The following is a 20,481-nucleotide window of genomic DNA, read 5'->3' on the forward strand; positions in this document are numbered from 1 at the left end:
CCGATGGTGCCAAATCGAGCCGGTGGAGCGAAGGGGGAACCGCCCCGGTCGAATCCGGACAGTTCGCCATCGAGAGGACGATCATGCACAACTGGAGCTGACAATTCCTGCTCAAGTCTTGGTCACTATAGGAGACTTGACAGTCTGTTTGGGAAGAACTTCTGGGGTTTTTTGTGCCGCTTGCCCGTGTTTGACCGTCCACATCCCAAGAGTTCATCTGGACCGACGGCATCCTGAAGCCATGGCCGAACAGCACCGCCCGCATACCGGACCATCCCACCCCGCCACCGGACCATCCAGCCCCGCCACCGGGCCGTCCCACCCCCTCGCCGGACCGTCGCCCGCCTTCGTCCGGGCGCTCCGCTCCGCCGTGCGCGGGGGGAGCGACTTCGGGCCCGCCGCGCGCGCCCTGGCGACGATGGACGCCTCCAACTACCGCCGCGTCCCCCTGGGAGTGCTGGCCCCGCGCGACGCCGACGACGTGGCGGCCGCCCTGGCCGTCTGCCGGGAGCACGGAGTGCCCGTCGTCCCGCGCGGCGGCGGCACGTCCATCGCCGGGCAGGCCACCGGGTCCGGCCTGGTGCTCGACCTCACCCGCCATCTGGACGCCGTCCTCGACGTGGACCCGGCCGCGCGCACCGCCGTCGTCGGGCCCGGCGTCGTCCTGGACGACCTGCGGGCGGCCGCCGCCCCCCACGGGCTCACCTTCGGCCCCGACCCGTCCACCCACAGCCGCTGCACCCTCGGCGGCATGATCGGGAACAACTCCTGCGGCGCGCACTCGGTGGCCTGGGGCACGACCGCCGACAACGTGACGGCGCTGGAGGTGGTCCGCTACGGCGGTGAGACGCTGCGCCTGGCGCGAGGCGGTGGCGGCGGGGAGGGCCCCGAGGGCGTCCGGGCGCTGGTCGCCGCGCACCTCGCCCTCCTCCGCACCGGCTACCCCGACCTCCCGCGCCGCATCTCCGGCTACGCGCTGGACGCGCTGCTCCCCGAACACCCCGGCGGCCCCGACCCGGTCCGGGCGTTCTGCGGCAGCGAGGGCACCCTGGGCGTGGTCACCGAGGCGACGGTCCGCCTGGTCGAGGCCCCGGCCGCCCGCGCCCTGGCCGTCCTCGGGTACGCCGACGAGTCCGCCGCCGCCGAGGCCGCGCCGGGCCTCCTCCCGTACGGGCCGCTCACCGTCGAGGGCATGGCCGCCGACCTGGTGCGCGAACCGGCCGGTCCGCTGCCGCGCGGGGGCGCCTGGCTGTTCGTCGAGACGGGCGGCGCCACCCCGGCCGAGGCCCGCGCCCACGCCGCCCGCGTCCTGCGGGCGGCCGGGGCCGTGGACGGGGCGGTCGTCACCGACCCGGCCGGGCAGCGGGCCCTGTGGCGCATCCGCGAGGACGCCGCCGGGACCGCGACCCGGATGCCGGACGGGAGTGAGGCCTGGCCCGGCTGGGAGGACTGCGCGGTGCCGCCCGCGCGGCTCGGCGCGTACCTGCGCGACTTCCGGGCGCTGCTCGCCGAGCACGGTCTGCGCGGCACGCCCTACGGCCACTTCGGTGAGGGCTGCGTCCACGTCCGTATCGACTTCGACCTGCTCACCGAGGCGGGGGTGGCCCGGTTCCGCCGGTTCTCCGAGGAGACGGCCGACCTGGTCGTCGCGCACGGCGGCTCCCTCAGCGGCGAACACGGCGACGGGCAGGCCCGCGCGGAGCTGCTGCCCCGGATGTACGGGGACGAACTCGTCGCTCTCTTCGGCCGGTTCAAGGACCTGTGGGACCCGGACGGCGGCCTGAACCCGGGGATGCTGGTCCGCCCCGACCGCCTGGACGCGAATCTGCGCTTCGCGGTCCTCCCGAAGCGCCCGGTGGACGTGGCGTTCGGCTACCCGCGCGACGGCGGCGACTTCACGGGCGCGGTCCGCCGCTGCGTGGGCGTCGCCAAGTGCCGTACGACGGAGACGACCGGGGCGGGTGTGATGTGCCCGTCCTACCGGGTGACGGGCGAGGAGGCCCACTCCACGCGGGGCCGGGCCCGGCTGCTGCACGAGATGCTCGCGGGCGAGGTGATCACGGACGGCTGGCGAAGCGCCGAGGTGCGGGACGCGCTCGACCTCTGCCTCTCCTGCAAGGGCTGCCGCAGCGACTGCCCGGTCGGCGTCGACATGGCCACGTACAAGGCGGAGTTCCTGCACCACCACTACCGGGGCAGGCTCCGCCCCGCCGCCCACTACGCGCTCGGCCGCCTGCCCCGCTGGCTGCGCCTGGCCGCCCCCTTCGCCCGCCCGCTCAACGCCCTTGCGCGGATGGGCCCGTTGGCCGCCCTCGCGAAACGGCTGGCGGGGATCGCACCCGAGCGGACCCTCCCGCCCCTGGCGACGACGACCTACGGCCGCTGGCTGCGGGCCCGGCAGGACGGCGGGGCGCGCGTCCTGCCCCCGGACCGGGCGGTGCGCCTGTGGGCGGACACCTTCACCGAGCACCTGTCGCCCCAGGTGGGCCGGGCGGCGGTCCGGGTCCTCGAAGAGGCGACCGGCCGCAGGGTGCGGCCGCATCCGCGCGGGGTGTGCTGCGGCCTCACGTATGTCTCCACCGGCCAGCTGAACGCGGCCCGCCGGGTGATGCGCCGCACCCTGGATCGGCTGGACCTGGCCCCCGGCGAACCGGTCGTCGTCCTGGAACCGAGCTGCGCCGCCACCCTCCGCACCGACCTGCCGGACCTCCTCCCCGACGACCCGCGCGCGGCCGAACTGGCCGGTGCCGTACGCACGTTCGCGGAGTACCTGGAGGAGTACGCCCCCGGCTGGACACCGCCCCGCGTGGACCGGCCCGTCGTCGGTCAGACCCACTGCCACCAGCACGCGGTCCTCGGCGACGGGGCGGACCGGCGGCTGCGCGAGCGGATGGGGCTCACCGGGGAACTCAGCGGAGGCTGCTGCGGACTGGCCGGGAACTTCGGCTTCGAGCAGGGGCGCTGGGAGGTGTCCGTGGCCTGCGCGCAGGAACAACTCCTGCCGTCCGTCCGCGAGTCGGGGCCCGGGGCGGAAGTCCTCGCGGACGGCTTCTCCTGCCGTACGCAGCTCGACCAGCTGGCGGGGCGCCGGGCCCGGCACCTGGCGGAGGTGATCGCGGAAGCCCTCACATAGCGGGCCCCGGGGTGCGGTGGTCCGTGCCCCGGGCGACGATCTCCCGTGCCAGGGCCGCCAGTTCGGGCAGGGCCGGGTGACCGGGTGCGTCGCGGCGGGCGAGGAGGACCGGGACGCCGGGGGCGTCGTCGAGCGGGACGTAGGCGACGCCGGTGTGCGGGTGCATGTCCACGGTGGAGGCGGTGGACACCCCGCTGCCGCGTCCGGCGGCGATGGCGGTGAGCCAGTCGTCGGTGTTGCCGACGGTGAGGGTGGCGGCGGGCCGGGAGTGCGGCGGCCACAGGTCGGTCGTGGTGGTGCCGGAGACGGTGTTCAGGACGATGGGGCCGTCCGCGAGATCGGCGAGGGCCAGTGAGGCGCGTCCGGCCAGCGGCCCGTCCGCGGTGACCGCTGCCACCCGCACCTCGGTGAACAGCACCTCGGTGACGAGCCCCGGCGCGTCCACCGGGCCCCGCAGCAGTGCGGCGTCGACCTCGCCGCGGGTCAGCCCGGCGGTGCGGTCGTCGATCCGCAGGAGTTCCAGCGGGGTCCGGGGGTGGCGCTCCTGCCAGGTCCGCAGCAGCGGTGTGGTGTACGGCCCGAACGCCGACCAGGCGTGCCCGAGCCGCAGCGGCCACCGGCGCAGCCGCCCGGAGTCGAGCGCCTCGTCGAAGGCGGCGACCGCCGCGGTCGCCTTGTCGCGGAAGGCGACGCCCTCGGGGGTGAGGGCGAGGTGGTGGGTCGAGCGGTCGACGAGCCGGACGCCCAGATGCCGCTCCAGGGCGGCGAGGGTGCGGGAGACGGCGGGCTGGGTGAGGCGCAGGCGGGCGGCGGCGCGGGCGACGTTCAGCTCCTCCGCGACGGCGAGGAAGGCCCGCAGGTGGCGCAGCTCGACGGGGCGGCCGGTCGGGCCGGAGGGACCGGCGGCGGGATCCGGGTTCATGCACGCGGAGCATAACGGGAGCGTGATCGGCATTTCACGGGAGGCGCGAGAGGTCTTTACGGTGAGAGGAAAGCCCTGGCGGCAAAGTGCGGTATGCCGTACTGTCCGGTGCACTGCATTGCACTTCCCCGGTCGTCATACACGCCCCCCGTCCTTGCCTCACCCCAGTCCCCTCCCGCCCCCTGGAAGGTTTCCGTGAACGAGCAGCGCGACGCCGCCGCCGAACCGGCCGCAGCGGCCGTCGCCGTACCCGAAGCGGTGACGGCACTGGAGGAGGCGGGCACGGAGACGGGCGCGCCTGCCGGGGGGCGCGGGACCAGGGCCGACCGCCGGGCGGCGCTCGTCCCGGTGGCGCTGGTCGTCGCGGGCGGCCTGTCCGTGCAGTTCGGCTCGGCGGTCGCGGCGCTGCTCATGCCGAAGGCGGGCGCGCTGGGCGTGGTCACCCTCCGGCTGGTGGCCGCCGCGCTGATCCTGCTGGTGGTCTGCCGGCCGAAGCTGCGGGGCCACTCGCGCGCCGACTGGGGGACGGTCCTCGCCTTCGGTGTCGCCATGGGCGGCATGAACACGCTCTTCTACCAGGCGCTGGACCGCATCCCGCTGGGTATCGCCGTCACCCTGGAGGTGCTCGGCCCGCTCGCCCTCTCCGTCTTCGTCTCCCGCCGCCTGATCAACGTCCTGTGGGCCGGGCTCGCTCTCGTCGGCGTCGTCCTGCTGGGCGGCGGAGGCTTCGACCGCCTGGACCCGGTCGGCGCGGCCTACGCCCTGGCGGCCGGGGCGATGTGGGCGGCGTACATCGTCTTCAGCGCCCGCACCGGCCGCCGTTTCCCGCAGGCGGACGGCCTGGCCCTGGCGATGGTGGTTGCCGCGGTCCTCTCCCTGCCCCTGGGCATCTGGGAGTCGGGGGCGAAGCTGACGGTCCCCTCCACCGTGGCGCTCGGCGCGGCGGTGGCGCTCCTCAGCTCGGTCCTCCCGTACACCCTGGAGCTCATGGCCCTGCGCCGCCTGCCCGCCTCCACGTTCGCCGTGATGATGAGCCTGGAGCCGGCGATCGCGGCCGCCGCGGGCTTCCTCGTCCTGAGCCAGGCCCTGTCCGTCACGGACGCCCTCGCCATCGCTCTGGTCATCGGCGCGAGCATGGGCGCGGTACGCAGCCGCTCCCGGTCGGAACCGTTGCGCGAGGGGTAGGCGGCGGCGCTACGGGGCGAGGCGGCCCGTCCCGGCCTCAGGCGCCGGCGACCGCATCCTGCGGGCGGAAAATCATGCAAGCGTGCTTGATTGTTTCTCGGAGCGCTGCCATGATCCTGGGCACCACACCCGGTCCCGAGGGGAGCGCATGTGTCCGCTGTCGTAGCCGTGATCGATGATCTGCGCGAGGAGAGCGAGGAACTCGACGCGCTGGTCCGGGTGTTGGACGGTGCGGCCTGGTACGGGCCCACGCCCGCCGAGCGGTGGACCGTCGCCCACCAGATCGCCCATCTCGCCTGGACCGACGGGGTCGCGCTGCTGGCCGCGACCGAACCCGAACGGTTCGGCGGCGAGGTGGCCAAGGCGCTGGCCGCCCCCGAGACCTTCGTCGACGAGGCCGCCGACGGGCTGGTCGCAGCGCATGCCCCAAACGCCCTGCTCGCCCGGTGGCGGGAGGGGCGGCGACGGCTGGAGGAGGTGCTGCGGAGCGCGCCGGAAGGCGCCCGGATCCCCTGGTACGGGCCCCCGATGAGCGTCGCGTCCCTGGCGACCGCCCGGCTGATGGAGACCTGGGCCCACGGCCAGGACGTCGCCGACGCCCTCGGGGTGGACCGCGGCCCCTCCGCCCGCCTGCGGCACGTGGCGCGGATCGGCGTCCGGGCCCGCGACTACGCCTACGGGGTGCGCGGCATCACCCCGCCCGAGGACGTGTTCCGCGTCGAACTCCACACCCCCGACGGCGAGATGATCGCCTACGGCCCCGAAAGCGCCGCCCAGTGGGTCACCGGTCCCCTCCTCGACTTCTGCCTGCTGGTCACCCAGCGCGCCCACCGCGACGATCTCGCCGTGACCGCCGAGGGGCCCGAAGCCGACCAGTGGCTCTCCATCGCCCAGGCCTTCGCCGGACCGCCCGGACCGGGCCGGACACCCCGCGCGGCACGGCACCCAGCGCAGGACGGCCACCGGCACTCCGGACAGGACGGCCACCGGCACTCCGGACAGGACGGCCACCAGCACCGCGGACAGGACGGCCGCCGGCACCCCGGACAGGAGGGCCACCGGTGAACACCGCACCCGCCGCCACCCCCGTGGCCACCGCCCCCACGCCCGCACCCGTCCTCCGTATCGGCAACGCCTCCGGCTTCTACGGCGACCGCTTCGACGCCGTCCGCGAGATGCTGACCGGCGGCCCCCTCGACGTCCTCACCGGCGACTACCTCGCCGAGCTGACCCTGCTCATCCTCGGGCGTGGCCGCCTCAAGGACCCCACGAAGGGGTACGCGACCACCTTCCTGCGGCAGTTGGAGGAAGGGCTCGGCCTGGCCCAGGAGCGCGGGGTGAAGATCGTCACCAACGCGGGGGGCCTCAACCCGGCCGGACTGGCGGATGCTGTGCGGGAGTTGGCGGACAAGGTCGGGGTCTCCGTACGCGTCGCGCATGTCGAGGGCGACAGCCTGCCGGTGCCGGACGGGTTCCTCACCGCCAACGCCTACCTCGGCGGCGCCGGGATCGCCGCCTGTCTGCGGGCGGGGGCGGACATCGTCGTCACCGGCCGGGTCACCGACGCGGCCCTCGTCACCGGCCCCGCCGCCGCCCACTTCGGCTGGGGCCCCGGCGACCTGGACGCGCTCGCGGGGGCCGTGGTCGCCGGGCATGTGCTGGAGTGCGGTACGCAGGCCACCGGCGGGAACTACGCCTTCTTCGGGGAGCACGACGTGCGCCGCCCCGGCTTCCCGCTCGCCGAGATCCACGCCGACGGCTCGTCCGTCATCACCAAGCACGACGGCACGGGCGGGGTCGTCGACCTCTCCACCGTCACCGCCCAACTCCTGTACGAGACCGGGGGCGCCCGGTACCCGGGCCCCGACGTCACCGCCCGCCTCGACACCGTACGCCTCACGCCCGACGGCCCCGACCGGGTCCGCGTCCACGGCGTACGCGGCGAGGCGCCGCCGCCGACCCTCAAGGCCGGGCTCACCCGGCTCGGCGGCTGGCGCAACGAGGTCGTCTTCGTCCTCACCGGTCTCGACGTCGAGGCCAAGGCCGACCTGGTGAAGGCCCAGCTCGTGGACGCCCTGGAACGCGCCGGCGGCCGCCCGCCCGCCGAGGTCCGCTGGGAGCTGGTCCGTACGGACCGCCCCGACGCGGACACCGAGGAGCGGGCCAGCGCCCTGCTGCGGCTCGTCGTCCGCGACCAGGACGCCGAAGCGGTCGGCCGGGCCGTCTCCGGGGCGGCCGTCGAACTGGCCCTCGGCAGCTACCCCGGCTTCCACCTCACCGCCCCGCCCGGAAAGGGCGCGCCCTACGGGGTGTTCGAGGCGATCCACGTACCGGCAAAGGACGTCGAGCACACCGCCGTCCTCCCGGACCGAAGGCGTACGGTCATCGAACCGCCGCCTGAAACACGGGAGTTGGCGGAGGTCGCAATGCCGCGGCTCCCCGATCCGTACCCCGACGGCGGGCCGACCCGCCGCGCTCCGCTCGGGCTCGTCGCGGGTGCCCGCAGCGGCGACAAGGGCGGTGACGCCAACGTGGGCGTCTGGGTCCGCGACGACGACGCGTGGCGGTGGCTGGCGCACGAACTGACCGTGCGGCGCTTCCGGGAACTCCTGCCGGAAACAGCCGACTTGACCATCGTACGCCATGTCCTGCCCCACCTGAGGGCCCTGAACTTCACCGTCGGCGGCCTGCTGGGGGAGGGGGTCGCGGCGCAGGCGCGGTTCGATCCGCAGGCGAAGGCGGTGGGGGAGTGGCTGCGGTCGCGGTGGCTGCCCATTCCCGTGGCGCTGCTGGAGAACACGCCGCCGGGACCGACGGAGGACGCCCCGGGCGTACGGACGGAAGACCCCGCTCCGGTACGGGCGGAGCGTGTCCGGCCGTCGGAGGACGACTCGCACCCGGAGGTGACCGCATGACCGTCCTGCCCACCGCGCTCGACACCGCCAGCCCGGAGTACGGCGAGAACCGGGCCACCATGCTGGACCGGCTCGCCGAGCTGGAGACCGAGCACGCCAAGGCGCTCGCGGGCGGCGGTGAGAAGTACGTGACCCGCCACCGGGGGCGCGGCAAGCTCCCGGCCCGGGAGCGGATCGAACTGCTGGTCGACCCGGACACCCCGTTCCTGGAGCTGTCGCCACTGGCCGCCTGGGGCAGCGCCTCCCCCGCGTACACCGTCGGGGCCTCGCTCGTCACCGGGATCGGGGTGGTGGCGGGCGTGGAGTGCCTGATCACCGCCAACGATCCGACCGTACGCGGCGGGGCGTCGAATCCGTGGACGCTGAAGAAGGCCCTGCGCGCCAACGAGATCGCCTTCGCCAACCGGCTGCCCTGCGTGAGCCTGGTGGAGTCGGGCGGGGCGGACCTGCCGTCCCAGAAGGAGATCTTCGTCCCGGGCGGGGCGCTGTTCCGCGACATCACCCGGCTCTCCGCGGCCGGAATCCCCACCGTGGCCGTCGTGTTCGGCAACTCCACCGCCGGAGGCGCGTACGTCCCCGGCATGTCCGATCACACCGTGATGATCAAGGAGCAGTCCAAGGTGTTCCTCGGCGGGCCGCCGCTGGTGAAGATGGCGACCGGCGAGGAGAGCGACGACGAGTCCCTCGGCGGGGCCGCGATGCACGCCCGGACGTCGGGGCTCGCCGACCACTTCGCCGTGGACGAGCACGACGCGATCCGGCAGGCGCGCCGGATCATCTCACGGCTCAACTGGCGCAAGGCGCACACCGATCCGGACCCGGCCGAGCCGCCCGCGTACGACGAGGACGAGCTGCTCGGGATCGTCCCCGGCGATCTGAAGGTGCCCTTCGACCCGCGCGAGGTGATCGCCCGGCTGGTCGACGGCTCGGACTTCGACCCGTTCAAGCCGCTGTACGGGACGAGCCTGGTGACGGGCTGGGCCCGGTTGCACGGCTATCCGGTCGGCATCCTCGCCAACGCCCAGGGAGTGCTGTTCAGCGAGGAGTCGCAGAAGGCCGCCCAGTTCATCCAGTTGGCCAACCAGCGGGACATCCCGCTCCTGTTCCTCCACAACACCACCGGCTACATGGTCGGCAAGGAGTACGAGCAGGGCGGCATCATCAAGCACGGCGCGATGATGATCAACGCGGTGGCCAACTCCCGCGTCCCCCACCTGTCCGTGCTGATGGGGGCCTCGTACGGGGCCGGGCACTACGGCATGTGCGGCCGCGCCTACGATCCGCGCTTCCTCTTCGCCTGGCCCAGCAGCAAGTCCGCCGTCATGGGCCCGCAGCAGCTCGCGGGCGTCCTGTCCATCGTCGCCCGCGCGTCGGCCGCCGCGAAGGGGCAGCCGTACGACGACGAGGCGGACGCCGGACTGCGCGCCATGGTGGAGCAGCAGATCGAGGCGGAGTCGCTGCCGATGTTCCTGTCGGGACGGCTGTACGACGACGGGGTCATCGACCCGCGTGACACCCGCACCGTCCTCGGGATGTGCCTGTCCGCGATCCACACCGCACCGGTCGAGGGCGCCCGCGGCGGCTTCGGCGTCTTCCGGATGTGACCGCCCACGAGGAGGCCAGGAGGCCCACGAGGCCGAGAGGCCCATATGACCTGCGCGGCGCCCCTTCCGGACCTGACCCGCACGTGCGGCCCATGAGGAGAGACGTGATCACCACCCTGCTCGTCGCCAACCGGGGCGAGATCGCCTGCCGGATCTTCCGCACCTGCCGTGACCTGGGCATCACCACGGTCGCCGTGTACTCCGACGCGGACGCCGACGCCCTGCACGTCCGCACGGCCGACCTCGCCGTCCGGCTGCCGGGTTCCGCCCCCGCCGACACCTATCTGCGCGGCGACCTCGTCGTGTCCGCCGCGCTGGCCGCCGGGGCGGACGCCGTGCACCCCGGCTACGGCTTCCTCTCCGAGAACGCGGCCTTGGCCGCCGCCGTGCGGGACGCGGGTCTGGTGTGGGTCGGCCCGCCAGTGAAGGCCATCGAGCTGATGGCGTCCAAGACCCGGGCCAAGGAGCTGATGGCCGGGGCCGGGGTGCCGCTGCTGGACCCCGTGGACCCGGCCGCGGCGACCCCGGACGATCTACCGCTGCTACTGAAGGCGGCGTCCGGCGGGGGCGGCCGGGGAATGCGGATCGTCCGGGAACTCGACGCGCTCCCGGCCGAGTTGCTGGCAGCCACCACCGAGGCCGCGTCCGCGTTCGGGGACGGCGAGGTGTTCGCGGAGCCGTACGTGGAGCGCGGGCGGCACGTCGAGGTCCAGGTCATGGCCGACGACCACGACACCGTGTGGGCGCTCGGCACCCGGGACTGTTCGCTCCAGCGCCGCCACCAGAAGGTCATCGAGGAGGCCCCCGCCCCCGGCCTGGACGAGGCGCTGCGCACCCGGCTCCACGAGGCGGCGGTGGCGGCCGCCCGTGCGGTCGGCTACCGGGGCGCGGGAACCGTGGAGTTCCTGCTCTCCGCCGACGGCCGTCCGTACTTCCTGGAGATGAACACCCGGCTCCAGGTCGAACACCCGGTCACGGAAGCGGTGTTCGGCGTGGACCTGGTCGCGCTGCAACTCCGCGTGGCGGAGGGCGAGCCGCTGCCCGCCCCCGGGCCTCCGCCCGCGTCCGGCCACGCGGTCGAGGCCCGCCTCTACGCCGAGGACCCCGCACGCGACTGGCAGCCCCAGACGGGCGTGCTGCACGCGCTGGAGGTCCCGCGGGGGCCCGGTCTGCGCCTGGACACCGGTTACGCGGGCGGCGACACCATCGGCGTCCACTACGACCCGATGCTGGCCAAGGTCATCGCCCACGCCCCCACCCGCCCCGAAGCCGTCCGGCTGCTGGCGCGCGCCCTGGAGCGCGCCCGCGTCCACGGCCCGGTCACCAACCGCGACCTGCTCGTACGGTCCCTGCACCACCCGGACTTCACCGCCGCCCGCCTCGACACCGGCTTCTACGACCGCCACCTGGCCGACGTGACCGCCCCGGGAGCCGACGCCCCCGCCCTCGTCGCCACGGCCGCCCTCGCCGCCGCTCTGGCGGACGCCGTACGCGCCACCGCCCCACGCACCGGCACCACCGCACCCACCGGCACCACCGCACCCACCGGTCTTACCGCCACCACCGCGTCCCCCGGCCCCGCCGCACCCGGTCCCGCGCCCACACCCGCGCACCGTCCCGTCCCCGTCCGCTTCGGGGCTTGGCGCAACCTCCCCTCGCAGCCCCAGGTCAAGCGCTACCGCAGCGAGCCGGACGGCGCGGAGTACGAGGTCGCCTACCGGACCCCGCGCACCGGCACCCCGGAACCGTACGAGGCCTCCGGCGTCCGGGTCGTGTCCGCCGCCCCGCACCAGGTGACCCTCGACATCGACGGTGTGACACGGGACTTCGCGGTCGCGAGGTACGGCGACCGGGTCCATGTGGACACAGCCCGGGGCTCCTGGACCTTCACCGCCCTGCCCCGCTTCACCGACCCCGCGACCCAGACCGAGCCCGGCTCGCTGCTCGCCCCCATGCCCGGCACCGTCGTCCGGCTCGCGGAGGGCCTGGCCGCCGGGGCCACCGTGGCGGCGGGGCAGCCGCTGGTCTGGCTGGAGGCGATGAAGATGGAACACCGCGTCCTCGCCCCCGCTTCCGGCACGCTCACCGCTCTGCACGCCGTCCCCGGCCACCAGGTCGAGGTCGGCGCCCTGCTCGCCGTAGTCCAGGAACGCGCCGCCGGCGCCCCCGAACCTGAGGAGACCGCATGAGCACCGCACGCACCGTCCTCGAAACCGAAGAGCACCAGGCGCTGCGCGCGGCCGTCGCCGCCCTCGGCAAGCGCTACGGACGCGACTACATGACCACCGTCATCCGCGAGGGGTCCCACACCCGCGAGCTGTGGGCGGAGGCCGCGAAGCTCGGCTACCTCGGCGTGAACCTCCCCGAGGCGTACGGCGGCGGAGGCGGCGGCATGGCGGAACTGTCCATCGTGCTGGAGGAGTTGGGGGCGGCCGGTTCGCCGCTCCTGATGATGATCGTGTCCCCCGCGATCTGCGGCACGGTGATCGCCCGCTTCGGCACGGAGGACCAGAAGCGGACGTGGCTGCCGGGCCTCGCCGACGGCGGCCTCACCATGGCCTTCGGCATCACCGAGCCGGACGCCGGGTCCAACGCGCACCGGATCACCACCACCGCCCGCCGGGACGGCGACGGCTGGGTCCTGAGCGGACGCAAGGTGTTCGTGTCCGGCGTCGACATAGCCGACGCCACCCTGATCGTGGGCCGCACCGAGGACGCCCGCTCCGGGAAGCTGAAGCCGTGCCTGTTCATCGTCCCGCGCGACGCCCCGGGCTTCGGACGGAACCGGATCGACATGGAACTCCACGCCCCGGAGAAGCAGTTCGAACTGGTCCTGGACGACGTGCGGCTGCCCGCCGACGCCCTGGTCGGCGACGAGGACGCGGGTCTGCTCCAGCTCTTCGCCGGGCTGAACCCCGAGCGGATCATGACGGCCGCCTTCGGTATCGGGATGGGCCGCTTCGCCCTCGGCAGGGCCGTCGAGTACGCCCGTGCCCGGCAGGTGTGGAAGGAGCCCATCGGCGCCCACCAGGCCATCGCGCACCCGCTCGCCACCGCCCACATCGACCTGGAGCTGGCGCGCCTGATGATGCAGAAGGCCGCCCGGCTCTACGACGAGGGCGACGACACCGGAGCCGGTGAGGCGGCCAACATGGCGAAGTACGCGGCGGGCGAGGCGTGCGTGAAGGCGGTGGACCAGGCCGTGCACACCCTCGGCGGCAACGGGCTGACCCGTGAGTACGGGCTCGCGTCCCTGATCACCGCGTCCCGGGTGGCCCGGATCGCCCCGGTGAGCCGGGAGATGATCCTGAACTACGTCTCCCACCAGACGCTCGGCCTGCCCAAGTCCTACTAGGCCTGCCCAAGTCCTGCCAGGCCTGCCCAAGTCCTACCAGGGGTGTCCGACCTCTCCCCATCCCCTCCCCACAGGGGCGATTCTGACTCTCCACACCCGCACGGCGTCCCGCGCCGCCTCCCGGGCGACGCGGAACGCCGCGACGACAGGGGACCGCCATGGTGTTCCGCAGTGAGTACGCAGACGTACCGGCCCTGGACCTGCCCATCCACGAAGCGGCGCTCGGCGAGGCCGCGCGACTCGGTGACACCCTCGCCCTGATCGACGGGACGAACGGCAACTCCCTCACGTACGCCCAGCTCGACGGCTTCCACCGGCGCATCGCCGCCGCGCTCGCGGAGGCCGGACTGCGCCAGGGCGACGTACTCGCCCTGCACAGCCCGAACACCATCGCCTACCCGGCGGTCTTCTACGGCGCCACGCGCGCCGGGGCGTCCGTCACCACGGTCCACCCGCTCGCCACGGCCGAGGAGTTCGCCAAGCAGCTCGCCGACAGCCGGGCGCGCTGGATCGTGACGGTCTCCCCGCTGCTGGAGACGGCCCGGCGGGCGGCCGAACTCACCGGCGGCGTACGGGAGATCTACGTCTGCGACCAGGCCGAGGGCCACACCTCGATCCTGGACATGCTGGCGTCCACCGCCCCCGCGCCGGAGATCGTCATCGACCCCGGTCAGGACGTGGCGGCCCTCCCGTACAGCTCCGGCACGACCGGCACGCCCAAGGGCGTCATGCTCACCCACCGCTCGATCGCCACCAACCTGGAGCAGTTGCGCCCACTCGTCCCCATGACCGGGGAGGAACGCGTCCTGGCGGTGCTGCCGTTCTTCCACATCTACGGTCTGACCGCGCTCATGAACGCCCCGCTGCGCTGCGGCGCCACGGTCGTCGTGCTGCCGCGCTTCGACCTGGCACAGTTCCTGACGGCCATTCAGACCCACCGGATCACCGGCCTGTACGTGGCGCCGCCGATCGTCCTGGCGCTGGCCAAGCATCCGCTGGTGGGGGAGTACGACCTGTCCTCGCTCCAGTACATCGTCAGCGCGGCGGCCCCGCTGGACGCCGAGCTGGCCGCCGCGTGTTCGGCCCGGCTCGGGGTGCCGCCGGTGCGGCAGGCGTACGGGATGACGGAGCTGTCGCCCGGTACGCACGTGGTGCCGCTCTCCGAGGAGCAGCCGCCGCCGGGCACGGTCGGCAAGCTGCTGCCGAACACCGAGATGCGGATCGTGTCCCTGGAGGACCCGGCGCAGGACGTGGAGCCGGGCACGGAGGGCGAGATCCTGATCCGGGGGCCCCAGGTCATGAAGGGCTACCTGGGCCGCCCGGACGCCACGGCCGCGATGATCGACGCGGAGGGCTGGGTGCACACGGGGGACGTCGGCCGCGCGGACGAGGACGGCTGGCTGTACGTCGTCGACCGGGTCAAGGAGCTGATCAAGTACAAGGGCTACCAGGTCGCCCCCGCCGAGCTGGAGGCCCTGCTGCTGACGCACGAGCAGGTGGCGGACGCGGCGGTCATCGGGGTGTACGACGCGGAGGGCAACGAGATCCCGAAGGCCTTCGTGGTGCGCGGCGCGGCGGGCGGGACGCTGAGCGAGGACGACGTCATGGCGTACGTCGCCGAACGGGTCGCCCCCTACAAGAAGGTGCGGCGGGCCGAGTTCGTCGCGGCGGTGCCCCGGGCGGCGTCGGGCAAGATCCTCCGGCGCGAGCTGCGCGACCGGGAGAAGGCGGAGAGGACCGAGGAGACGTGACCCTGACCCTACGTACGCGGGAGCGGGGCGTCGCGACCGTGACCCTGGACTCCCCGGCGAACCGCAACGCGCTGTCGGCCGCGCTGGTGGGCGAGGTGCGTGAGGCGCTGGCGGCCTGTGCCGAGGACGACACCGTCAGGGCCGTCGTCCTGACCCACAGCGGGACGACGTTCTGCGCCGGGGCGGACCTGACGGCGCCGCCGGACCCGGAGGCGTTCGTCGCGCTGATGCGGGAGATGGTGGCGCTGCCGAAACCGGTGGTGGCCCGGGTGGAGGGCCACGTCCGGGCGGGCGGCCTGGGCCTGCTGGGGGCGTGCGACATCGCGGTGGCGGGCGGGACGTCGACGTTCGCCCTGACCGAGGCGCGCCTGGGCCTGGCCCCGGCGGTCGTCTCCCTCACGCTGCTGCCGCGCCTGGACCGTACGGCCGCGCACCGCTACTACCTCACGGGGGAGCGGTTCGACGCGGCGGAGGCGGCGAGGATCGGCCTGGTCACGGTGGCCGCCGGGGACCGGGACGCGGTGGACCAGGCCCTCGCCCCCGTCCTGGAGGGCCTGCGCCGGGCGTCACCGCAGGGGCTGGCCGCGTCGAAGGAACTGCTGACGGCTACGGTGCTCAGGAGCTTCGACCAGTACGCCGAAGACCTCATCGCCCGCTCAGCCGCGCTGTTCGCCTCCGACGAGGCGAGGGAGGGGATGACGGCCTTCCTCGAACGACGGGACCCGGCATGGGTGCGGTGACCTCTTCCAGCACGGCGAAACAACCCGCCCACGCGCCCAAGCAGGACCGCAGCCGGGCGACGAGGCAGCGACTCCTGGAGGCGGCGGTGGCCTGCCTGGCCGAACACGGCTGGGCGGGCTCCACGGTCTCCGTCGTCGCCGAACGGGCCGGGGTCTCCCGGGGCGCGGCCCAGCACCACTTCCCGACCCGCGAGGACCTGTTCACCGGGGCGGTGGAGTACGTGGCCGAAGAACGCTCGGCCGCCCTGCGCGCGCTCCCCGTCCAGGGCCGCGCCGCGGTGGTGGCGGCCCTGGTCGACCTCTACACGGGCCCGCTGTTCCGGGCCGCCCTCCACCTGTGGGTAGCCGCCTCCAACGAGGCCCAACTACGCCCGCGCGTCACGGAACTGGAGGCGCGGGTGGGCCGCGAGACCCACCGCATCGCCGTCGAACTCCTGCGCGCGGACGAGTCCCGCCCCGGCACCCGCGAAACGGTCCAGGGCCTGCTGGACATGGCCCGCGGCCTGGGCCTGGCCAACCTCCTCACCGACGACACGGCCCGCCGGGCGCGGGTGGTGGCGCAGTGGGCGACGCTGGTGGAGGAGGGGCTGGGGCCCGCGAGGTAAGGGCGCTGCCGCCCTCGTTCCGTACTCCCGGGCTCGGGCCGAGCCTCACGCGTCGGGGACGGGCGTGCCCTGGTGGTAGTACAGCCGCCAGGTAGCACCCGGCTCCCCGGTGCGCTTGCGCCACAACGAACTGCGCCGGGTCCGCCGCCCTCCGGCGAGCGTCTCGTACGTGAGGTGCACGACCCCCGGTGCCAGAACGGTCCCGGTCATGCCGGACGCCTCGACGCGCGGCCTGTCGCCGTCGCCGCCGTCCAGGCCGGGCAGGGCGTCGAGCATCTCCTCGTACGTCCATCGCCGCCCCGAAGCCCCGATCTCGGTGAACTCCGGATCGAGGAGCTGCTGGGCCGAGGAGCGGGAGGAGCGGACGGCGGGTTCCAGCAAGCGGAGTTCGGCGTTGATCGCCGCGTTCACGTCCGTGTTTTCCTGGCTCATCGGGTCATGGTCGCTGAGGCAGCAGGGCCGCGCACCCCCATTTGCTTCGGCCCGCCCCCCCATCAGCCCAGGTGGACCGACGGACCAGGTTTCACGGGGCCCTGAGCAGGTCGCGGAGGTTGGCCATGTGAGCTCTGACGTCGGCGATCTCGGAGGGTTCCGCCGGGGACCGGTGGTTCGTGGAGAGGGTGGTGTGGCAGGGGCGGCAGAGACCGTCGGGGAGGGCTTCGGGCCGGCCGGGACGTCCGCAGCCGGTGCATTCCATGAGGATGCGGCGGGCCGGGGCCGGAGCGCTGGGTGCGGTGTTCGGGGTGGTGGGCAGGCGGGGTGGGATTTTGTCGGTGAGGCGGCGGCGGACGAAGCGGGAAGGACAGTCGACGTGGGCCGGGAGTCCCGCGGTGAGGGCGGCGACCAGGTAGTCGGTGTTCACCCCACGGTCGAGCCATTCCGCGGCCTGGGGCGCGAGGGCGGCGCAGTCGTCCGCGGACAGCGTCAGCCGGTGGTCCCTGCGGCCGAGTTGGGCCAGGGCGAGGTAGGCGGGGGAGTCGGTCACGGGCGCGGCGGTGACCCGGTCCCGCGGCCCGGCGTCGAGGGCGCGCTCACGGTGTACGGATACGGACGAGGGGGCCGGGGAGTGGGCAGGAGCGCCAGCCGGGGTGTGGACCGGGACTGCGCCGGCCGAGGGAGCCGGAGCGTGGACCGCATCCGGAGCCGGAGCGTGGACCGGAGAGGCGGCGCTCGGTGGCGCTTCGCACCCCCTGTCCGCGACGGGGGACGGCCGCTCGACCGCGCCCCGGTGAGAGCCGACGGTGTCGGGGTTGATGCCGACGTCGACCTCGGTGTCAATGCCGTTATCAGGGGCGAGCGTTGCCGATGTGGCGAGGTCGGGGGCGGCCCGCGCGGTCTTCTCGTCGGCCAGGTAGGCGTTCCACCACGCGTTGTCGCGGGCCGTGCGCGACCAGAAGGTACGGAAGACCCAGCGAGTCTCGTCACCCGCGCCGACGACCGAACACCGTACGCGCCGCAGATGCCCGGCCACGGAGAGGGCTTTGAGGGAGGTGGACACGGCCTGTTGGCCGTAGAGGGGTAACTGCTTGGCGAGCTGCTTGACGCTCATCGCCGCGCCTTCGGGGAGGCGGTCGATGAACCCGGCGATGGACCGCTCGCGGACGGGGAGAAGGGCGAAAGTATCGCTGTGGAGCGGAAGTTGCTCCGGGGCGGAGCGCTTCCCGTAACCGGGGTTGGCCATGGGGCACACGGACAGGGATGCGGGGGTGCGCAGGGCAGAGCTAAGGTGCTGGGTAGCCACGGGATCGTTCTTTCTGTGTGTGGCGATCTTGCGGTCAGACCCCGGCCTGGTGTTGTCGCACCGCGTCGGGGTCGCTTAGTTCTCGCACCGTAAGCAGTGGCGACAGCGCGCCGCAAGCTGCCGCGAATAGTCATACTTGCTGGCCGTTACGGGTCGGGGAGGGAGGGCGGTTTCCCCAACCCCGCTTTTCTACCAGCCGGTTAAAGAAAGGGTCTCGAATCCCGGGTCCCGCGTCTCGACGCCCGCATCCCGAAACTCGGGTTTCGGCCGGGGGCGCGGCGAGATGCCCCCTAAAGAGTGAGTAGGCACACTCGGCGCTCGGACCCCGAAACATGGGAGTCGGGCCCCGGCTGATGGGAGGATGCCCGGATGGAGACGACGGATGGCGGCAGCGAAGCACCTCCGGTCCAGTACGTACGGTTCCAGTCGCCCAACCGGAACAACCGGGGCCATTTCACCGGGGTCTTCGGTCTCGTCAACAACCTGGCGAGGGAAGGCAGGCTCTCGGCGGCCGAGGAGACCTTCCGGCGGCACCACAACAGGTGGTACGACGCCGTGTACACCGACCCGTCGACCGTCGCGCCCGACGTCTACGACGACGAGGTCAACCCCGGCGCGGCAGCCTGGTTCAAGCCGTCGGCCACGCACCTTCTCGCTCGCGTCCACGGCTATCTGGAGATCCTGTCGACCCATGGTGTGGACTGCCGCGAGCTGTGGTCCGCGGACCCGGGGCGGGTCGTCTACGAGGACGAGGTGCAGATCGTGGTGGTGCCGTACGGGCGGGACGAACCGACCGCCTCCCGCCCCGAACCCGGGTGACGTCCCCGAACCTGTGTGGCGTCCCCGAACCTGGGTGGCGTCATCGCACCGCGCCCGCGCGGCGCAGCTCCGCCCCTACTCCCGTACCCCCGGAGCCTTCCTCGCCGCTCAAGCCTGCTTCGCGCTGTCTCCCTCACCCTCCCCCATGGCGGTGCGCAGCCAGTCGAGGGGCCCCTGCGCGAGGATTTCGTCGGCCAGCCGGTTCGCGGTCGCGGTGACGAGGCGGGCTCGGCTGTTGTCGATCCAGCGCTGGGCGTTCTCGTAGCCCTGGGCCCGGTACTCGACTCCCTGGAGCAGGCACTCCAGCTTGTCCGCGTCACGGGCGCAGACCGCCTCCGGCGACTCCTTGGCCTCGTACTCGGCGACCAGTTCACGCACCGCCGAGGCCAGCACCTCGGACATGCCCGCCGTCTGGTCGGCGGTGACCTCCTGGGGATCGCCGGCGGGCGCGTACTTCCTGCCGAGGTGGTTCACGTCCCCGGTGCGGCTCTCCTGCGTGTCGTGCCAGACGGCGAGAAAGGCGGCACGTGCGGGGTCGGCGCCTTCGAGTTTCGCGATGACCGTGGCGATCAGAGCGGTACGCCATGAATGCTCGGCGACGCTCTCGGGGTCGCGTACCCCAGCCATCCACCACCCGGTACGCCGCGCCTGCTTGAGCGTGCCCGCCTCATACAGGAAGCGGCCCACCACCGTCAGGTCGTCCGTCACGGCCCTCTCCTCTCACGCCTCGGCGAGGCGGATCGCCTACCGAATGCTTTCCAGCCCCGGGCGCACCCGCACCGACAGCTCCTGGCAGTCCAACATCGCAGGGAACAGCCGCGCGTCGTTCGCTTCCGGTCCCGCACAGCCCTCCCGGGCCGGTGGCCTGGCTCGTTCGTCGGCCCACCGAAGGGGGGAAGGCAGGCCTGCGTCTCCCCGTCCAGTCGGATTCAGCCTCTGATCGGGAGGACTTCCCGACGGTCAAGGGTCGCCATAGGCTCGATGTGTGAAGACGTTCGTGTTCGATATCGGTGAGACCCTCGTCCGCGACGACCGCTACTGGGGATCCTGGGCCGACTGGCTCGGCACGCCCCGACACACCCTGTCCGCTCTTGTCGGTGCCGTCACCGCTCAGGGACTCGACAACTCCGAAGCGCTGAAGCTTGTGAAGCCGGACATCGACATTTCCGCTGAATACGCCGCACGTGAGGCAGCCGGACGAGGCGAGTACCTTGATGAAACCGACCTGTACGAGGACGTCCGTCCCGCACTCGCCGAGCTGCGAGAACTCGGGATGCGCGTCGTTGTCGCGGGTAACCAGACAGTGCGCGCAGGTGAATTGCTCCGGGCTCTCGGTCTGCCCGCCGATCTCGTGGTGACCTCCGAGGAGTGGGGCTGTGCCAAGCCGTCGTCGGAGTTCTTCGCGAGGGTCCTGGAGGCGTCCGGTGCCCCCGCGAAGGACACCGTGTACGTCGGCGATCATCCCGCGAACGACACGTTCCCCGCCGCCGGAGCCGGACTCCGCACCGCGCACGTCCGCCGGGGCCCCTGGGGGCGCCTCTGGGGCGATGACGACCGCGTACGCGCAACTGCCGACTGGGTGATCCAATCGCTCCTGGAGCTCACCACTCTCGCCGGGAAACAGGGACGGTAGGAGACGAGCAGACGGTTCGCTACCCGCTACCCGCTACCGCTACCTGCGCCGTGCGAGTGCGCTGATGTCCGCTCACCG

At 73.3% G+C, this 20,481-nt stretch carries 16 protein-coding genes; 12 read left to right on the forward strand and 4 right to left on the reverse strand.

The window, feature by feature from the left end; genetic code table 11:
- The first annotated feature begins 241 nt into the window (after window positions 1-241).
- Window positions 242-3,133 carry an FAD-binding and (Fe-S)-binding domain-containing protein gene (locus tag ACIRRU_RS05000; RefSeq protein WP_403676242.1) on the forward strand — a complete coding sequence of 964 codons (2,892 nt, stop codon included), beginning with the start codon at window positions 242-244 and terminating at the stop codon, window positions 3,131-3,133.
- Here the strand turns inward: ACIRRU_RS05000 and ACIRRU_RS05005 are convergent.
- Complete coding sequence (locus ACIRRU_RS05005) at window positions 3,126-4,055, reverse strand: LysR family transcriptional regulator (RefSeq protein WP_403676245.1); 930 nt, start codon at window positions 4,053-4,055, stop codon at window positions 3,126-3,128. The two genes, ACIRRU_RS05000 and ACIRRU_RS05005, sit on opposite strands and share 8 nt — an antisense overlap.
- A gap of 195 nt (window positions 4,056-4,250) precedes the next feature.
- On the opposite strand from ACIRRU_RS05005, the gene ACIRRU_RS05010 reads away from it, so the two are divergent.
- From ACIRRU_RS05010 to ACIRRU_RS05050, 9 genes are all read left to right on the forward strand, one after another.
- On the forward strand, window positions 4,251-5,240 hold the full coding sequence (locus ACIRRU_RS05010; RefSeq protein ID WP_403676248.1) for an EamA family transporter: 990 nt from the start codon (window positions 4,251-4,253) through the stop codon (window positions 5,238-5,240).
- A 150-nt stretch (window positions 5,241-5,390) separates the two neighbouring features.
- Window positions 5,391-6,305 carry a TIGR03084 family metal-binding protein gene (locus ACIRRU_RS05015; RefSeq protein WP_403676251.1) on the forward strand — a complete coding sequence of 305 codons (915 nt, stop codon included), beginning with the start codon at window positions 5,391-5,393 and terminating at the stop codon, window positions 6,303-6,305.
- Window positions 6,302-8,155, forward strand: a complete 1,854-nt coding sequence (locus ACIRRU_RS05020; protein ID WP_403676254.1) for an acyclic terpene utilization AtuA family protein — start codon at window positions 6,302-6,304, stop codon at window positions 8,153-8,155. The genes ACIRRU_RS05015 and ACIRRU_RS05020 overlap by 4 nt, the downstream gene beginning before the upstream one ends.
- On the forward strand, window positions 8,152-9,759 hold the full coding sequence (locus tag ACIRRU_RS05025; protein ID WP_403676257.1) for an acyl-CoA carboxylase subunit beta: 1,608 nt from the start codon (window positions 8,152-8,154) through the stop codon (window positions 9,757-9,759). Before ACIRRU_RS05020 ends, ACIRRU_RS05025 begins: the two co-directional genes overlap by 4 nt.
- 92 nt (window positions 9,760-9,851) lie before the next feature.
- Entirely contained in the window at window positions 9,852-11,948 is a 2,097-nt protein-coding gene (locus ACIRRU_RS05030; RefSeq protein WP_403676260.1) for a biotin carboxylase N-terminal domain-containing protein, read from the forward strand.
- Window positions 11,945-13,114: an acyl-CoA dehydrogenase family protein gene (locus ACIRRU_RS05035; RefSeq protein WP_403676263.1), complete on the forward strand. Its 1,170-nt coding sequence runs from the start codon at window positions 11,945-11,947 to the stop codon at window positions 13,112-13,114. Before ACIRRU_RS05030 ends, ACIRRU_RS05035 begins: the two co-directional genes overlap by 4 nt.
- A 158-nt stretch (window positions 13,115-13,272) precedes the next feature.
- A complete protein-coding gene (locus ACIRRU_RS05040; RefSeq protein WP_403676265.1) occupies window positions 13,273-14,865 on the forward strand; it encodes a 4-coumarate--CoA ligase family protein in 1,593 nt (530 codons plus the stop codon).
- Window positions 14,862-15,605, forward strand: coding sequence for an enoyl-CoA hydratase family protein (locus ACIRRU_RS05045; protein ID WP_403676268.1), 744 nt, complete (start codon window positions 14,862-14,864; stop codon window positions 15,603-15,605). The genes ACIRRU_RS05040 and ACIRRU_RS05045 overlap by 4 nt, the downstream gene beginning before the upstream one ends.
- Entirely contained in the window at window positions 15,593-16,210 is a 618-nt protein-coding gene (locus tag ACIRRU_RS05050; protein WP_403676271.1) for a TetR/AcrR family transcriptional regulator, read from the forward strand. Before ACIRRU_RS05045 ends, ACIRRU_RS05050 begins: the two co-directional genes overlap by 13 nt.
- Before the next feature lie 45 nt (window positions 16,211-16,255).
- On the opposite strand, the gene ACIRRU_RS05055 is transcribed toward ACIRRU_RS05050, so the two are convergent.
- Both ACIRRU_RS05055 and ACIRRU_RS05060 read right to left on the reverse strand, forming a co-directional pair.
- Window positions 16,256-16,642 carry a DUF4440 domain-containing protein gene (locus ACIRRU_RS05055; protein WP_403676274.1) on the reverse strand — a complete coding sequence of 129 codons (387 nt, stop codon included), beginning with the start codon at window positions 16,640-16,642 and terminating at the stop codon, window positions 16,256-16,258.
- 91 nt (window positions 16,643-16,733) lie between these two features.
- Window positions 16,734-17,951, reverse strand: a complete 1,218-nt coding sequence (locus ACIRRU_RS05060) for a MarR family transcriptional regulator (protein WP_403676277.1) — start codon at window positions 17,949-17,951, stop codon at window positions 16,734-16,736.
- A 369-nt stretch (window positions 17,952-18,320) separates the two neighbouring features.
- On the opposite strand from ACIRRU_RS05060, the gene ACIRRU_RS05065 reads away from it, so the two are divergent.
- Window positions 18,321-18,770, forward strand: coding sequence for a hypothetical protein (locus tag ACIRRU_RS05065; protein ID WP_403676280.1), 450 nt, complete (start codon window positions 18,321-18,323; stop codon window positions 18,768-18,770).
- Between the two features lie 108 nt (window positions 18,771-18,878).
- Here the strand turns inward: ACIRRU_RS05065 and ACIRRU_RS05070 are convergent, their stop codons facing one another.
- Window positions 18,879-19,478, reverse strand: coding sequence for an HD family hydrolase (locus ACIRRU_RS05070; RefSeq protein ID WP_403676283.1), 600 nt, complete (start codon window positions 19,476-19,478; stop codon window positions 18,879-18,881).
- Window positions 19,479-19,755: 277 nt separating this feature from the next.
- On the opposite strand from ACIRRU_RS05070, the gene ACIRRU_RS05075 reads away from it, so the two are divergent.
- Window positions 19,756-20,403 carry an HAD family hydrolase gene (locus ACIRRU_RS05075; protein WP_403676286.1) on the forward strand — a complete coding sequence of 216 codons (648 nt, stop codon included), beginning with the start codon at window positions 19,756-19,758 and terminating at the stop codon, window positions 20,401-20,403.
- The last annotated feature ends 78 nt before the right edge of the window (window positions 20,404-20,481 follow it).

It is taken from the genome of Streptomyces sp. NPDC101181, assembly GCF_044767975.1.
In the GTDB taxonomy this organism is placed as follows: Bacteria; Actinomycetota; Actinomycetes; order Streptomycetales; family Streptomycetaceae; genus Streptomyces.

What these genes read in the sequence shown, in the direction of transcription:
- ACIRRU_RS05005 (WP_403676245.1), bottom strand. Translation starts at nt 4,055, where the DNA reads ATGAACCCGGATCCCGCCGCCGGTCCCTCCGGCCCGACCGGCCGCCCC.
- ACIRRU_RS05065 (WP_403676280.1), top strand. Translation starts at nt 18,321, where the DNA reads ATGGAGACGACGGATGGCGGCAGCGAAGCACCTCCGGTCCAGTACGTA.
- ACIRRU_RS05025 (WP_403676257.1), top strand. Translation starts at nt 8,152, where the DNA reads ATGACCGTCCTGCCCACCGCGCTCGACACCGCCAGCCCGGAGTACGGC.
- ACIRRU_RS05050 (WP_403676271.1), top strand. Translation starts at nt 15,593, where the DNA reads ATGGGTGCGGTGACCTCTTCCAGCACGGCGAAACAACCCGCCCACGCG.
- ACIRRU_RS05000 (WP_403676242.1), top strand. Translation starts at nt 242, where the DNA reads ATGGCCGAACAGCACCGCCCGCATACCGGACCATCCCACCCCGCCACC.
- ACIRRU_RS05040 (WP_403676265.1), top strand. Translation starts at nt 13,273, where the DNA reads ATGGTGTTCCGCAGTGAGTACGCAGACGTACCGGCCCTGGACCTGCCC.
- ACIRRU_RS05030 (WP_403676260.1), top strand. Translation starts at nt 9,852, where the DNA reads ATGAGGAGAGACGTGATCACCACCCTGCTCGTCGCCAACCGGGGCGAG.
- ACIRRU_RS05035 (WP_403676263.1), top strand. Translation starts at nt 11,945, where the DNA reads ATGAGCACCGCACGCACCGTCCTCGAAACCGAAGAGCACCAGGCGCTG.
- ACIRRU_RS05055 (WP_403676274.1), bottom strand. Translation starts at nt 16,642, where the DNA reads ATGAGCCAGGAAAACACGGACGTGAACGCGGCGATCAACGCCGAACTC.